The sequence below is a fragment of the Bradyrhizobium sp. USDA 4454 genome (assembly GCF_054822705.1).
The window spans coordinates 5,429,510-5,445,035 of record NZ_JBTRCN010000001.1; the positions used below are offsets into that span (position 1 = coordinate 5,429,510).

Annotated in this window: 7 protein-coding genes and 1 pseudogene; 2 read left to right on the plus strand and 6 right to left on the minus strand. The window is 66.0% G+C overall.

Features of this window, described 5'->3' with window-relative positions:
- Window positions 1-62: 62 nt before the first annotated feature.
- The 3 genes from eutC to ACVIW0_RS25335 form a co-directional block, all read right to left on the minus strand.
- Complete coding sequence (gene eutC, locus ACVIW0_RS25325) at window positions 63-857, minus strand: ethanolamine ammonia-lyase subunit EutC (RefSeq protein ID WP_461354822.1); 795 nt, start codon at window positions 855-857, stop codon at window positions 63-65.
- Window positions 858-861: 4 nt separating this feature from the next.
- Window positions 862-2,448: a B12-binding domain-containing radical SAM protein gene (locus ACVIW0_RS25330; protein WP_461354823.1), complete on the minus strand. Its 1,587-nt coding sequence runs from the start codon at window positions 2,446-2,448 to the stop codon at window positions 862-864.
- 129 nt (window positions 2,449-2,577) lie between these two features.
- Window positions 2,578-3,960: an ethanolamine ammonia-lyase subunit EutB gene (locus ACVIW0_RS25335; RefSeq protein WP_461354824.1), complete on the minus strand. Its 1,383-nt coding sequence runs from the start codon at window positions 3,958-3,960 to the stop codon at window positions 2,578-2,580.
- Between the two features lie 350 nt (window positions 3,961-4,310).
- Between ACVIW0_RS25335 and ACVIW0_RS25340 the strand changes: the two are divergent.
- Window positions 4,311-6,018: pseudogene (locus ACVIW0_RS25340) on the plus strand (methyl-accepting chemotaxis protein).
- Window positions 6,019-7,125: 1,107 nt separating this feature from the next.
- Entirely contained in the window at window positions 7,126-8,628 is a 1,503-nt protein-coding gene (locus ACVIW0_RS25345; protein WP_461354825.1) for a sensor domain-containing diguanylate cyclase, read from the plus strand.
- A gap of 20 nt (window positions 8,629-8,648) precedes the next feature.
- Here the strand turns inward: ACVIW0_RS25345 and ACVIW0_RS25350 are convergent, their stop codons facing one another.
- From ACVIW0_RS25350 to ACVIW0_RS25360, 3 genes are read right to left on the minus strand one after another with little or no spacing between them, the layout of a single operon-like run.
- Window positions 8,649-9,527: a transglutaminase family protein gene (locus ACVIW0_RS25350; RefSeq protein ID WP_461354826.1), complete on the minus strand. Its 879-nt coding sequence runs from the start codon at window positions 9,525-9,527 to the stop codon at window positions 8,649-8,651.
- On the minus strand, window positions 9,524-12,058 hold the full coding sequence (locus tag ACVIW0_RS25355) for a circularly permuted type 2 ATP-grasp protein (protein WP_461354827.1): 2,535 nt from the start codon (window positions 12,056-12,058) through the stop codon (window positions 9,524-9,526). Before ACVIW0_RS25355 ends, ACVIW0_RS25350 begins: the two co-directional genes overlap by 4 nt.
- Window positions 12,059-12,112: 54 nt before the next feature.
- Entirely contained in the window at window positions 12,113-15,373 is a 3,261-nt protein-coding gene (locus ACVIW0_RS25360; protein WP_461354828.1) for a transglutaminase family protein, read from the minus strand.
- Window positions 15,374-15,526: the final 153 nt, after the last annotated feature.

Consider the following 15,526-nt stretch of genomic DNA (forward strand, 5'->3'; position numbering starts at 1 on the left):
GTCCCCTTGCTCGCAAGCGCGCGGCGCGCGCCAAATCGACGGGGAACCGCCGATATCAGCCCTTAAGTAACTGATTTGCCACACCCTGGCAGCGCATTCTGTGACGATCCACCGCCGCTTTCATCCTTCAACGCGACCCCGGTGATCTGGCGTGCCAGGCCTTCGCGCACAAGCCAGGCGATTCTGAATGCAGCGTCCGCATAACTCAGCCCGGCGCGGTGGATGTTGGAGACGCAGTTGCGATCGGCGTCGGTCAGACCGATCCGCGGCGCGAAGGTGAGATAGGCGCCGAGGCTGTCGGGCGCGGACAGGCCCGGCCGCTCGCCGATCAGCATCACCAGCATGCGCGCGCCGATGATGGCGCCGATCTCATCCCCGAGCGCGACACGCGCCCCCGACGCGATGGCCACCGCGCCGGCATCGATCTTGTCGGCCGCAAGCTGCGGCAAGAGATGCCGGAGCAGTTCGACCGCGTGCACATTGACCGCGGTCGGCGACAGGCCGTCCCCGATCACGATGGCGCAGGAGCACGCGGTGATGCCGCCGCCCTCCAGCGATCGCCGGGATGCCGAATCCAGCATGCGCCCGAGATCGGGCCGGCGCAGATAGTCGCGCCGGCTCTGCGCCTGGCTCGATACCTGAAGCGGCGTGATGCCGAGGCCGGCAACGCCGTTGGCAATCCCGCTGACATCGAAGGCGGCGTGAACGGCGTCGCGGGCGCGGGCATGGTCGAGCGTGAACGAGAGCAGCGCATCGGTCGGCAGGCTGGCCCCGGACCGGCCGAGGCCGACGCGCGCCGGCGTGAGCTCGCGCAGATCGGGAAGCGAAGGGAGCGATGGCGCTGGCGGTGTCGTCATGCTGTCATTCGGCGGGAACGGACGCCTCGCGCAGCCGGATCGAGTAGTTCGAGGCGTTCTGCCGGCCGCTGGAGGCTGCACGCGCAAACGTGATCAGATGATGCGCGACCAGCGTCGCCGAGATCAGCCCCTCGATGTCGCCGCGCTTGAGCCGGCCGAGCGCAAACTTCCAGAACACCCGCTTGTAGTCGCCGAGCACGCCGACCTTCCAGAAGATGTTGCGCAGCATGATCAGGCCGCGCCGGATGTTGGCCCAGCTTTTCATTTCAGGGCTGACCGGCACCTTGATGCGGTTCGCATAGGTGTAGTTGCACTGATGCAGATAGCGCTCGAACAGCTTCTTCGGCTCGTAGGCGATTTCCATGCATTTGCGCCAGGAACTGACCACGTCCTCATAGGGCAGCAGGAACGCGACATTGGAGTCGCGGCCCTCGTCATCGACCAGCCGGCCCGCCTTTTCGAGCCGATCCCACAGCGGCGTCTTCGGCAGCGCCTGCAGCAGGTTGATGGTGAGCAGCGGAATCCGCGATTCCTCGACGAATGAAATCAGCGCGTCGCCGGTCTGCGGCTTGTCGGTATCGAGCCCCATGATGATGCCCGAGACGACCTCCATGCCGAAGGAATTGATGGTGCGCACGCCCTCCAGGATCGGAACCATCATGTTCTGATCCTTGTGCATGGCCTTCAGCGCATCGGGGTCGGGCGTCTCGATGCCGACGAAGATCGTCACGAAGAAGGCCTCGCGCATCTTCTCCAGGATCTCGGGTCGCTTGGCGATGTTGAGCGTCGCCTCGCAGGCAAGGCGCGTCACATAGCCGGTCCGTTTCTGCCACGCGATCAGATGCGGCAGCAATTCGCTCGCCGCCTTGCGGTTGCCGATGAAATTGTCGTCGACGAAATAGACCGTGTCGGTCGCGCCGCAGGCGCGCAGCTTGTCGAGCTCGGCGATGATCTGCTGCGGCGACTTCAGCCGCGGATTGCGGCCATAGAGCCCGGGGATGTCACAGAACTCGCACTGATAGGGGCAGCCCGAGGAGAACTGGATGCTGCCGAGAAAGTACTTCTTGGTCTCGGCGAGCTCATAGGCCGGCAGCGGGAAGTCCGTCATTGGCAGGCGGTCGACGGTTGTCAGCACCACCTGCTCACCGGGACGGCTGATGTCCTCCGCCAGGCGCCGGATCAGCTCGTTGGTGGCGTCGCCGAGCTCGCCGACATGAAGGTAGTCGAATGCGGGATAGTAGTCCGGGCAGGCGCTGACCGAGGGGCCGCCAATCGCGACCACGCGGTCATGCTCATGCGCGCGGCGGCAGATGTCGTTCATCTGTTGGCGCTGGATGTGCATACCGCTGACGAACACGGCATCCGCCCACGCGAAATCCTCCGCGGTCGCGGGCCGCAGGTTCTCGTCGACGAACCGGACCGGCCAGTTCTCGGGAAGATAGGCCGCGATCAGCAGCAGGCCCTGCGGCGGCATGAACGCCTTGACGCCGTCGGTCAGGGGATAGGAGTGCTCGAAGGTGCCAAACGACGACGTATAGCGCGGAAAGACGCAGAGGATACGCCGTGCTGTCTCTATGCCCTCAGCTCTCATCAATATGACCCCGAAGCACCTGCAAATCTAACCACGACGCGGAACGCTGGGCCAGAAATTCTTCAACATTGTGGCACTCCCTAACGTCATAACGCCGAGATAGTTGCTCTGCAGAATTTCGCTATCCCGTCAGGTCAGGAGCCTCGCCGCGAGGTTGGGCAGCCGCTCCGCATCGTCAACGAGGCGGAAGTCCTGCCCGGCAAGGCCGACACGCACGAGCCAGGCGTCGAATTCGGGCGCCCGCTTCAGGCCGAACAGGTCGCGGATGTAGAGCGCGTCGTGAAACGATGTCGACTGATAGTTCAGCATCACGTCATCGGCGCCCGGCACCCCCATGATGAAATTGACGCCAGCGGCCGCAAGCAGCGTCAGCAGATTATCCATGTCGTCCTGATCGGCCTCGGCATGGTTGGTGTAGCAGACGTCGATCCCGAGCGGCAGGCCGAGCAGCTTGCCGCAGCAATGATCCTCGAGCCCGGCACGGATGATTTCCTTGCCGTCATACAGGTATTCGGGGCCGATGAAACCGACCACGCTGTTGACCAGCAGCGGATCGAACGCGCGCGCCACCGCATAGGCCCGTGCCTCGCAGGTCTGCTGGTCGACCTGGTGATGGGCGTTGGCCGACAGCGCCGAGCCCTGCCCGGTCTCGAAATACATCACATTGTCGCCGACCGTGCCCCGGTGCAGCGACAGCCCGGCTTCGCGCGCCTCGCGCAGCAGCGACAGGTCGACGCCGAAGCTGCGGTTGGCCGCCTCGGTGCCGGCGATCGACTGGAACACGAGATCGACCGGCAGCCCCTGCCCGATCAGTCCGAGCGTAGTGGTGACATGGGTGAGCACGCAGCCCTGCGTCGGAATCTCGAGCCGCGCGATGATGTCGTCGAGCAGCCGCAGCAGGGTGCCGATCACCTTCGGATCGTCGCTTGCCGGGTTGATGCCGACGCAGGCATCGCCCGATCCCAGCAGCAGCCCGTCGAGGATCGAGGCGGTGATGCCCTTGGGGTCGTCGAACGGATGGTTGGGCTGCAGCCGCGTGCTCATGCGGCCGCGCAGACCGATGGTGTTGCGGAAGCGGGTCGTGACCTCGCACTTCTTCGCCACCAGGATCAGATCCTGGTTGCGCATCAGCTTCGACACCGCCGCCGCCATCTCCGGCGTGATGCCGCGCGAGATCTTCCTGATCGTGTCTCCAGTGGCGGCATCGGACAGCAGCCAGTCGCGGAAACCGCCGACGGTGAGCGATGACACCGGCACAAAGCCGGCAACGTCGTGGCTGTCGAGGATCAAGCGCGTGACTTCATCGTCCTCGTAGGGAATGACCGGCTCGTCGAGGAATTGCTTGAGCGGCACGTCGGCCAGCGCAAGCCGCGCGGCGATCATCTCCTCCGCGCTGTCGGCTGCGAGGCCGGCCAGGCGGTCGCCGGACCGCGGCGGCGAGGCCTTGGCAAGCAGGATGCGCAGATCGTCGAATGCGTAGTTGGTTGCGCCGATGGTGTGACGATAGTGCATGGGAGTTCACGTCGAGGCTGGGGCAACGTAACCTAGCACCTCTTTGCGAAAGTCGTGCCATCGGCATCGTTGCCACCGCGCAGGGGATGTTGATGTGTGATGATGATGGCGGCCCGTCACTCGACGGCGCGGCAAGGCGGCACAACCAGGAAGGTTCCGAGCACCCCTCATAAGACATTGGGATTGTTTGGAGATTTAACGGGTTGCGGCCGGCGGAAACCGCGCTCGTTAAGACATTATCCATGAACATTTTGCATAAGCTTTAATTGGCCGACGGTACTCCCCGGCCTCTTGGAGTGCCCGCAATGCCCGTCCCCGTCACATCTCCGACCCCCAGATCCCGGCCACCAATGGCATCCCGATTCTCGCTTGCTGCCCGGCTGTACTCGACGTTTGCGCTGATCGCGGCGCTGACCGCAGCCATCACCTTCCTGTCCGACACCAACGCGCGGCGCAACGCCGAGCTGACCGAGGCCGTCGACCTCGCGAGCCGCGCCGCACTCAATGTCGAGCGGGTCAACTCGCTGGTCTATGCCGTGGTGATGGAATCCCGCGGCATCTACATGTCGACCGATCCGGCGGCGGTGAAGAAATACGGTGACGGGCTGCTGGCGTTCAGCGACCGCATCCTCAGCGTGGTCAAGAACTGGGAAACCCTGGTGCAGGCCGACGACGCCGCCCAGTTCGCGGCGTTCAAGGCGCGCATCGAGCAATTCGTCGAATTCCGCAAGGAGCTGGTTCGCCGCGGCATCGAGATCGGCGCCGCAGCCGGGCGTGAGTGGGGCGACAACGACGCCAACCGCGACGTGCGCACCGCGCTGAACAAGGACCTCGAGGCGCTGTCCAAGGTCTATGCCGAGCGCAGCAAGCGACTGGCACGGCAGACCGACGCCAACCGGGCGTTGGCGCTGCTGCTGACCGGGCTCGGTGCAGCCGCCCTGATCGTGGTGGTGCTCGGCGTCCTGATCATCGCCCGCTCGGTGGCCCGGCCGTCTGTCGCAGATCACCGCGACCATCAAGCGCGTCGCCGAAGGCGACGACCATGTCGAAGTGCCCCATGTCGGGCGCGGCGACGAGATCGGCGCCCTGGCGCGCGCCATCAAGGTGTTCCAGGAGGCGATGGAGCGCAATCGCAGTCTGAATGCGCAAGTCCTGCAGGATTCCGAGGCCCGTGACGCGCGTGGCCGGCACATCGAGAGCTTCGTCGACGCATTCCGCGGCACCATCGGTGAGGTGCTGCGCGCGGTGCAGGACAACGCCGCGACGATGCGGCGAACCGCGCAGACCATCGCGACCGTCGCGGCGGACGCCAGCGGCCGTGCGGTTGCCGCAGCCGGCGCCACCGAACAGGCCTCGAGCAACGTCTCCGCGGTGGCGAGCGCGGCCGAAGAGCTCTCCGCTTCGGTCGAGGAGATCGGCCGCCAGGTCAAGCAGTCCTCCGGCGCGGTCGATCAGGCCGGGGTGCGCACCGACCGGTCGATCACCGAGATCGAGGGCCTCGCCGCCACCACCCAGCGCATCGACGGCGTGCTGAACCTGATCCAGGCGATCGCCGAGCAGACCAACCTGCTCGCGCTCAATGCCACCATCGAAGCCGCCCGCGCCGGCGATGCCGGCCGCGGCTTCGCCGTCGTGGCGCACGAGGTCAAGGCGCTGGCCGGGCAGACCGCGAAGGCAACCGCCGAGATCAGCGAGAATATCGGCCTGATCCAGGCCTCCACCCGCAACTCGGTGGCCGCGGTGCGCGAGATCGGCCAGGCCGTGCGCGAGATCAACGACGTCACGGCCAACATCGCAAGCGCGATCGGCCAGCAGGATGCTGCCACCCGCGAAATCTCGGCCAACGCGCACATGGCGGCCCAGGGCAACGAAACCCTGGTCACAAACGTCGGCTCGCTCCGCGACGACATGGACCAGACCAGCAAGGCGGCGGAAGCGGTGCTCGCGGCGTCGAACGATCTGACCGCAACCGCCGAGACGCTGTCGCGCGAGGTCGAACAGTTCTTCCGCAATTTGCGCAGCGATGCCGCTGACGGCCTGCGGCGGACGGGGACGTAGCGACAAAGTGGCTGCTGGGGCCAATCCAAATCCCGGGGCTGCGTCAAGAATGTCTTGTTCGATGTCATCACCCGCGAATGTATGCGCCGGTTATGATGCCGTCCTGTTTGATGTGTTGAGGCGACCTATTTCATCGTCGTCCTGGCGAAAGCCAGGACCCCCGCATTCGATTGTCGTAGGGATTATGGCCCCAGCGTCGCGCAACAAATCTCATTCGGGGTAATGGGTCCTGGCTTTCGCCAGGACGACGATGAGGGTGGGTTTCGATTCAATTGCCACACTGTCGGTGTCATCACCCGCGAAAGCGGGTGATCCAGTATTCCAGAGACGGTTGTGCTTGGGCCGAAAGGGCGCGGCGTACTGGATCCCCCGCGATGACAGCTGAGGATGGCGATACAGCTTCGCGTTCTCGCGACATGATTGTCCGAGTCTTGCTCTTCGTTCCGCCCTCTTCTCGAAGAGGGCGCAGGGAAAGCCGGGTGCCGATCGCACCCATGGGCCCCGAGCAAAAGGGTAGAAAGCTCGGGGGTAGGACCACAGGTGTAACCGGAGCAATCCGGCTTTCCCTGCGCGATGGGTTACGGCTTATACGTGCTCTCCCCGGCGAGACTGGGCTTTGTTGTCACCGTCTTCGCAACGCGCACCCGCGCAATCGGAAAAGACACCTACCACTAGGGCGTCAGGCCTGCACGATTTCGCCGTCCGCGTCATGCGCATTCGTCGACTGCGCATTCCGCGTCCACCGCATCTCGACCCGCGTTCGTGACGACCGCGAAGCGCCCCTCGATCGGGCGAGACGGACGCATTAAACATCTAAGTTGGGTCGGTTGTCAAGTTAAATTCTGAAAAGCCGAATGATTTGTCGCGCAACCACAGGGTAGCTCGGCGGCGCCCAGCGCCCTCGCTGAGGCTGACCATAAGCACACCGAGCTTCTGCTCGCGCGCCCCGCAGACCAAAGCACGCGACAGGTCCCGGCCAATCCGGATGGTTAAGGCTCTGCCAACGCTCGCGCATAAATTGCCCGCGCTTCAGGTCGCCTTTCTCAATTTGATGCCCCCATAGAAAACGTCAAAGCGCGGGGGCGCGGGGGGAAGTGGAAGCGTGCAATGAATGGGCTTGTGCCAAGGCCGAAGGCGGTGCCGACCAAACGGCTCCTTGCGCTCGGGATCGGCCTCGTTTTGGGCTTTTCGGCGATCTGCGCTTCGATCCTCTGGGAGATGGCGGACAAGGACTATCAGCATGCGAAGCAAGGCGCGACCAATCTCGTCGCCTCGATCGCCAGCGAAATCGACCGCAACATCGAGCTCTATGACCTCTCGCTGCAGGCGGTCGCCGACGGCGTCAAGCTGCCGGAGCTGACCAAGATCAGCCCGGAGCTTCGCCAGGTCTTGCTGTTCGACCGCGCCGCCACGGCCAAGGATCTCGGCTCGATCCTGGTGCTGAATGCCGCGGGAGACGTCACGCTTGATTCCCGGACATTGACGCCGCGGACCGCGAATTTCGCCGATCGCGACTTCTTCCAGGCGCAGCGGACCCAACCGGACCGTGGTCTGTTCGTCAGCGCGCCCTGGGTCACGCCGGAGGGCGAATATCTGATCAGCCTGAGCCGCCGCATCAGCAACGACGACGGCTCGTTTGCCGGCGTGGTCGCCGGCAGCATGCGGCTCAGCTATTTCCACAATTTGTTTCGCAAGCTGAACTTCGGCCTCGGCGACAGCATGGCGCTGTTCAACGCCGATGGCGTGATACTGATGCGCGCACCGTTCGAGATCGGCAAGATCGGGCAAAGCATCAAGGACTCCCTGGTCTTCAAGCAATACCCGGCACGGCAATCCGGCTCCTATATGACCAAATCGCTCGTCGATCATGTCAGCCGGCTCTATGTCTTCCAGGCGGTCGGCAACCATCGCCTGATCGTCGCCGAGGGTCTCGCGCTCAGCGGCATCTATGCCGATTGGTGGCAGCAGGTCTGGCTGATCGGCAGCGTGGTGGCCGCACTGTGCGGCTTCTCGATCGTGCTGATGTTCTATTTGCTGGCTGCTCTCAAACGGCGCGTCGCGGCGGAACGCCGGCTCGCGCACCTCGCGAGCACCGATGCGCTGACCGGCCTCGCCAACCGCCGCCGTCTCGACGACACCCTCGACGTCGAATGGCGGCGCGGCATGCGCGCGAAATCGCCGGTCTCGCTGCTGATGATCGACGTCGATCATTTCAAGGCCTTCAACGACACCTACGGACACCAGGCCGGCGACGCCGTGCTCGCCACCGTGGGGCGGTGCATCGCAGCCACCGCCAAGCGCGTCACCGATCTCGGCGCGCGCTACGGCGGTGAGGAGTTTTCGGTGCTGCTGCCGGGCATCGGCAAGGCCGGCGCGCTTGATGTCGCCGAACAGATTCGCGCCAAGCTGACGGCCGCACGCGAGACCGAGCAGGAGCTGCCGACCGTCAGCATCGGGGTGTCTTGCCTCGTGCCCGACCACGAGCGTACGTCGCGCGATCTGCTCAAGGCCGCGGACCTTGCGCTCTATCAAGCCAAGCACGAAGGCCGCGACCGCGTCGTCGTCAGCCCGATCGGATGGGACAAATCCGGCAAGCGGCACGTCGCCTGATCGAAGTCACACCCGCTCCCTCACTCCACCGGCAGCACGTCGACCGCGACGCTGAGCTTCTGCTTGCGCGCACCGACAATGACGCCATCGACCGGCGAGACGTCGGCGAAGTCGCGGCCGATGGCGAGGATGATGTGGTCGCCTCCGACCATCAGATCGTTGGTCGGATCGAACCCGACCCAGCCGAGCTCGCTGCCGCACCAGACCGAGACCCAGGCATGGGTCGCATCCGCCCCCTGCAGCCGCGGCCGGCCCGGCGGCGGAATGGTGCGCAGATAGCCGCTGACATAGGCCGCGGGCAGGCCGAGCCCGCGCAGGCCCGCGATCATCACATGGGCAAAGTCCTGGCAGACGCCGTGGCGCTTCTCGAATACGTCGCGCAGCGGCGTCGAGATCACGGTCGCCTTGGGATCGTATTTGAAGTCGCCGCGGATGCGGTGCATCAGGTCGGCCGCTCCGGTGAGGATGCCGCCACCGGGCGCAAAGCTCGCGGACGCATAGGCTGTCACCGGCCGCAACACCGGCACCAGCGCACTGGCAAAGACATAGCCGACCGGCGAGGCCGCATCGAGGCTCAAGCCTTCGAAGGCGTGATCGCGCACGCTCTCCCAGGACGGGCTCGCGGCGTCACGCGCCGGCGGCTGCCGCGTCACCGAGACCCGCGAGCGGGAATCGATGCGGAGGCTGCGATGCGCGGTCTCGATCAGGACGCTTTCGGTCAGCGTGCCGAAGAAGTCGCGCCGGGAGGTGCGCTCCGCGGGCTTGGGTCGAATCTCGACCGCATGCGAGATCAGCTGCTGCCCGTCGCCGCTGATCGGCTCCAGCCGCAGCGCGCAGCGCGCGAAACTGACCTGGGTCTCGTAGCTATAGGTCGTGACGTGACGGATGTCGTAGATCACGCCAGCCCCGTGAGCTTCTCCGGCCGGCTGGCGTTCGGTCCGTGCGGGAAATAATGCAGCCCGATCGCATCGGAGAGGTTGAGCAGATCCTGCTCCAGCGCGAACAGCGTCTTGACGTCGAGGCTGCCGGCTTCGGCCGTCGTCAGCATCGCCTCCAGCGCGACCGCGAGCCGCTGCGGCCGCTCGATCAGGCCGTGCTCCTTCAGGCTCGGCAGCGCGGCGATATGCTCGTTCAGCGCCGCGACCTGGAACGCCACCGAGCGCGGGTTGTAGGGATCGAGCACCGCAAGATCGCGCACCGGCGTCAGCAGCGGCTGCACCAGATAGCGCGAGCGATAGGTAATCTGGCAATCGACCAGCGTGAGCAGGACGTCGAGGTCTTCGTCGCCGGCCTCGTCATAGGCGAACTGGCGGGCAAAGCGCGTGGTGTTGATGGCGCGCTCGGCGCGGCGCCCCATGTCGAGGAAGCGCCAGCCGGCGGCGCGGTTCATGTTCTCCTGCGCCAGGCCTGCGAAGCTCGCGAGCTCCTGCAACGTCAATTCGGCGGCGCTGACGACGCCATCATCGTCATGCACCTCGATCGCGAGCCGGTCGGCCATTTCGGTGATGACCTGCCAAGCGTCCGGCGACAACCGCTCGCGGAGCGAGGTCGCCGTGCGCTGCGCCGAACGCACGAGCGACAGCGCCGAGCCGAACTTCTCCTCGTTCTGCAACGCTTCGAGCGCGACCTTGGCCGGATTGGCCCGCGCGGTCTGCGTGGCCGCGCCCCAGGTCACCAGCAGGCGCTGGATGCGCTCGGCCGAATGCATCGCCGGCGCGTTGCCGTTCGAATTGGCGCGCGCCGGATCGCGCAGCGGCGTGCACAGCGCGCGGATCAGGCGGATGGTGGCCTCGGCGCGCTCGAGATAGCGGCCGAGCCAGAACAGATTGTCGGCGGCGCGGCTCGGCAGCACGCCGGCGATGCGGCGGATGCGGACGGTATCGACCGCCGGCAGCAAGGTCGAGGTGGCCACCGCCCTGTCGGAGACCACCCAGACGTCGGCGGAGACCGCGCCATCGCCCATCGACACCGCGCGCGCATCGGCCCGGTCGGCGATCCGGCAGAAGCCGCCGGGCAAGACGGTCCAGCCGTTCGGCGTCGCGGCCGCGAACACCCGCAGCACGAACGGACGCGGCGTGATCCGGCCGTTCTCCCACACCGGCGTGGTCGACAGCCGCACCAGCTCCTGGCCGACATAGTCGATGCCGCGATGGCTGATCGCATCCTTGAGGCGATCGCGATCCGCCGCCGACAATTCGCCGGGGAGCACCGGGCCGTGGCCGGGAAAATCCGCGACACCGCGGCCATAGGCGCCTTCGATCGCAAATTCGTCGAGCCGCGACAGCACCTGCTCGCGGGCGGATTTCTGGCCACACCACCAGGTCGCGATGTGCGGCATCATGAGGTTCTCGCTCAGCAGGCGCCGGCACAGATTGGGCAGGAAGCCGAGCAGCGCCCGGGCCTCCATCACGCCGGAGCCCGGCATGTTGGCGACCACGACGCCGCCCTTGCGCAGCACCTCGACGAGGCCCGGCACGCCGAGATAGGACGACGCATCGAGCTCGAGCGGATCGAGCATGTTGGAATCGACCCGGCGCAGCAGCACGTCGAGCCGCTTCAATCCGGCAACGGTGCGGATATGGACGCGGTCGCCGGAGACCGCGAGATCGTCGCCCTCGACCAAGAGGAAGCCGAGATAGCGCGCCAGGGTCGCGTGCTCGAAATAGGTTTCGCTGAACGCGCCGGGTGTCAGCAGGCCGATCCGCGGCTCGTCGCGGTCGGCGCTGGCGCGCAGCGAATCGCGGAACGCCTCGAAGAACGGCGCGACGCGCTCGACATTCATCGACTTGTAGAGATTGGAAAAGGCGCGCGACAGCACCAGGCGGTTTTCCAGCGCATAGCCCGCGCCCGACGGCGCCTGCGTGCGATCGCCGAGCACCCACCAGCGGCCGTCGGGTCCGCGGCCGATGTCGGCGGCATAGAGATGTAGATAGCGGCCGCCCGGCGGCTTGATGCCGCTGACCGCGCGCAGATATTCGCTGCTGCCGGCGATCGCCGCCGCGGGGATCGCGCCGTCAGCAACGAGGCGGCCGTCGCCGTAGAGATCGGCCAGCACCATTTCCAGAAGCTGCGCGCGCTGCGCGACGCCGGCGGCGAGCTGTCGCCAGTCGGCGGCGTCGATGATCAACGGCAGATGGCTGAGCGGCCAGATCCGGTCCGACGTATCGCCGGGCGCGCGATAGGTGACGCCGGCCTCGCGCAGATGACGGTCCGCATTGGCGAAGCGGCGCTCGATATCGGCCGGCGACAGCGCGGCAAATGCATCGAAGAAGCGCGCCCAGGCCGGCCGCGGCGCGCCGTTCTCGGCGATATATTCGTCGGGAATGCCGGGCAGCCGGACGTAGTCCCGGGTCCATTGCGCCATCCGGCGCTGGCCGGGCCGGGCCCTGCTCTCCTGACTGCTGCCGCCTTGGCCACCCGACACGGTCATTCCACTTCCCCTGCGTCCCAGAGAATGATCCGATTTCGCTGGAACGCGCTCCAATTAGTGCAGGAGCGGCGTCCGCAAGTCGAGGGTCAAGGGAAACTCAGTTGTGCGTTCCTCCGGCGGCGTTTCGATCTTGCCGGGGGTATGGCCGTGTTCCTGGAAGCGCGCCAGCCGCCGCGCCTCGGCCTCGTAGGAATTGACCGGCTTGGTCTCGTAATTGCGGCCGCCGGGATGGGCGACGTGATAGACGCAGCCGCCGAGCGAGCGGCCGTTCCAGGTGTCGATCAGGTCGAACGTCAGCGGCGCGTGCACCGGAATGGTCGGATGCAGGCCGGAGGCCGGCTGCCAAGCCTTGAAACGGACGCCGGCGACCGCCTCACCGGAGCGGCCGGTCTCGGTCATCGGCATCCGCCGGCCGTTGCAGGTGATGACGTGGCGGCCCTCGACGAATCCGGTCGCCTTCACCTGCAACCGCTCGACCGACGAATCGACATAGCGCACCGTGCCGCCCGAGGTGCCCTCCTCGCCCAGCACGTGCCAGGGCTCCAGCGCCTGCCGCAGCTCGAGGCCGACACCGCCGTGATGAACCCGGCCGAAGGCGGGGAAACGGAATTCGAGCTGCGCCTGATACCATTCCGGCTCGACGTCGTAGCCGGACTGCTTGAGCTCGGCGAGCACGCCGAGAAAATCCTCCCAGAGGAAATGCGGCAGCATGAAGCGATCATGCAGCGCGGTGCCCCAGCGCACGAACTTGCCCTGCTGCGGCTCGCGCCACAGTTTTGCGATCAGCGCGCGGATCAGAAGCTGCTGCGCCAGCGACATCCTGGGATCGGGCGGCATTTCGAGCGCACGGAATTCGACGAGGCCAAGCCGGCCGGTCGGACTGTCGGGCGAATAGAGCTTGTCGATGCAGATCTCGGCGCGATGGGTGTTGCCGGTGATGTCGACCAGGATATGCCGGAACAAACGATCGACCAGCCACAGCGGCGCGTCCATGCCCGACGGCGGCACGTGCGACAGCGCGATCTCGAGCTCATAGAGCCCGTCGTGCCGCGCCTCGTCGATGCGCGGCGCCTGGCTGGTCGGGCCGATGAACATGCCGGAGAACAGGTAAGACAGCGACGGATGCCGCTGCCAGTACAGCACGAGGCTCTTCAAGAGATCGGGCCGGCGCAGGAACGGCGAATCCTCCGGCTTGCTACCGCCGACCACGATGTGGTTGCCGCCACCGGTGCCGGTGTGGCGGCCATCGATCAGGAACCGGTTGGCGCCAAGCCGTGTCTTCGCGGCGTCCTCATAGAGGCCGAGCGTAATATCGACGGCCTCGCGCCAGCTTTGCGCCGGCTGCACGTTGATCTCGATCACGCCGGGATCGGGCGTCACCTTGATCACCTCGACGCGCGGATCATATGGCGGTGAATAGCCTTCGACATGCACCGCGAGCTGCGTTTCCTCGGCGGTCGCCTCGATTGCCGTGATCAGCTCGAGATAGTCGTCGACCTTCTCGACCGGGGGCATGAAGACGCAGAGCACGCCGTCGCGGACTTCGATCGCCATTGCGGTGCGCACCGGCAGCGGCTCGGGGATGTCCTTCAGCGCCTGCTTCAGCTCCGCATCGGCAAGCGCCTCGCGCGGTGCCATCGGATCCTGCTCGACGATGTAAGGATAGTCCTCCGGCGGGACATGTTCGAGCGAGCCGATCGGCAGCCGCAGGCCGAGCGGGGAATCGCCGGGTGATGCGAACAGATGGCTGCGGCGGATCTTCCAGTGCTCGCTGCGCCAGCGCGCAGGGATCTTGTCGGCAAGCGGCGTCCAGCGCTGGATCGGCAGCACAAAGCCCTTCGGCGTCGTCAGTCCCTCGTCGAACACCCGCGCCAGGCGCGCGCGCTCTTCGGCATCCGTCAGCTTGGAGTTATCGGGCGTGACGTTGGGCGGCAGCCCGGCTTCACGCTGCAGCCAGAACGCCGGGTCTTCATAGGCCGGCATGACATAGTCGGCGCCGAGCCCGAGCTTCTTCGCGGTGCCGACGGCAAAGCGCTCGGCATCGGCCACCTCGGCCTTGCGCGAATTCTCGATGCTTGCGATCAGATCGGCGTTCTTCCAGATCGGCTTGCCGTCCTTGCGCCAATAGAGGCCGAACGCCCAGCGCGGCAGGCTCTCGCCGGGATACCATTTGCCCTGGCCGTAATGCAGCAGGCCGCCCGGCGCGAACCGCGTGCGCAGCTTGCGGATCAATTCGTCGGCCAGCGCGCGCTTGGTCGGGCCGACCGCGGCGACATTCCATTCCGGCGATTCCAGATCGTCGATCGAGACGAAGGTCGGCTCGCCGCCCATCGTCAGCCGCACGTCGTCTTTCGTCAGGTCGGCATCGACCTGCTCGCCGACCCGGTCGAGCCGCGCCCAGGAATCGTCCGAGAACGGCCGGGTGATCCGCGGCGCCTCGCGGATCCGCTTGACGCTCATCTCGAAGCCGAACTCGGTATTGGCGATACCCGCGGTGCCGGACACCGGCGCGGCCGAGCGGTAATGCGGAGTGGCGCAGACCGGGATGTGGCCCTCGCCGGTCAGCATGCCGGACGTGACGTCGAACCCGATCCAGCCGGCGCCGGGCAGATAGACCTCGGCCCAGGCGTGCAGGTCGGTGAAATCGCTCTCGACCTCGCGCGGCCCCTCGAGCGGATCGATGTCGGGCCGCAGCTGAATGAGATAGCCGGAGACGAAGCGCGTCGCGAGCCCGAGATGGCGCAGCGCCTGGATCAGGAGCCACGCCGAATCGCGGCAGGAGCCGGAGCCCGCGGCCAGCGTCTCCTCCGGCGTCTGGATGCCGGGCTCCATGCGGATGACGTAGCTGATCTGCTTTTGCAGCTGAGAATTCAGCTCGACCAGGAAATTGACGGTCGAGTCGGCCTGGCGCGGAACCCCCTTCAGATACGCCGCGAGCAACGGCCCGGGTGCTTCCGTCTCAAGGTAAGGCGCAAGCTCGGTCTTGAGATCGGCGGGGTATTCGAACGGAAAGGCGTTGGCGTAGGGCTCGACGAAGAAATCGAACGGATTGACCACCGTCATCTGCGCGGTGAAGTCGACCTCGACCTTGAGCTCGGTCGCCTTCTCCGGAAACACGTAGCGCGCCAGCCAGTTGCCCTGCGGGTCCTGCTGCCAGTTCACGAAGTGGTTGGCCGGCGTAACCTTGAGCGAATAGCTCAGGATCGGCGTGCGGGTATGCGGCGCCGGCCGGAGCCGAATGGTCTGGGGCCCGAGATCGATCGGCCGGTCGTATTTGTAGTGCGTGACGTGATGCAGTGCGACGAAGATCGACACGGACCGAGGACTCCAGCAGCTTTTTTGAGCAGAACACTGGTTCCGGTCGACATCAAGCACTAACAACGGGCATAGGCTGCCCAAGCAGCGAGCGAAGCCGTAGCCCGGATGGAGCGAAGCGCAATCCGGGGATTTTATCCGCGGTGAGAGTCC

Coding starts and splice junctions, on each gene's coding strand:
- eutC (WP_461354822.1), bottom strand. CDS start 857: ATGACGACACCGCCAGCGCCATCGCTCCCTTCGCTTCCCGATCTGCGC.
- ACVIW0_RS25330 (WP_461354823.1), bottom strand. CDS start 2,448: ATGAGAGCTGAGGGCATAGAGACAGCACGGCGTATCCTCTGCGTCTTT.
- ACVIW0_RS25335 (WP_461354824.1), bottom strand. CDS start 3,960: ATGCACTATCGTCACACCATCGGCGCAACCAACTACGCATTCGACGAT.
- ACVIW0_RS25345 (WP_461354825.1), top strand. CDS start 7,126: ATGAATGGGCTTGTGCCAAGGCCGAAGGCGGTGCCGACCAAACGGCTC.
- ACVIW0_RS25355 (WP_461354827.1), bottom strand. CDS start 12,058: ATGACCGTGTCGGGTGGCCAAGGCGGCAGCAGTCAGGAGAGCAGGGCC.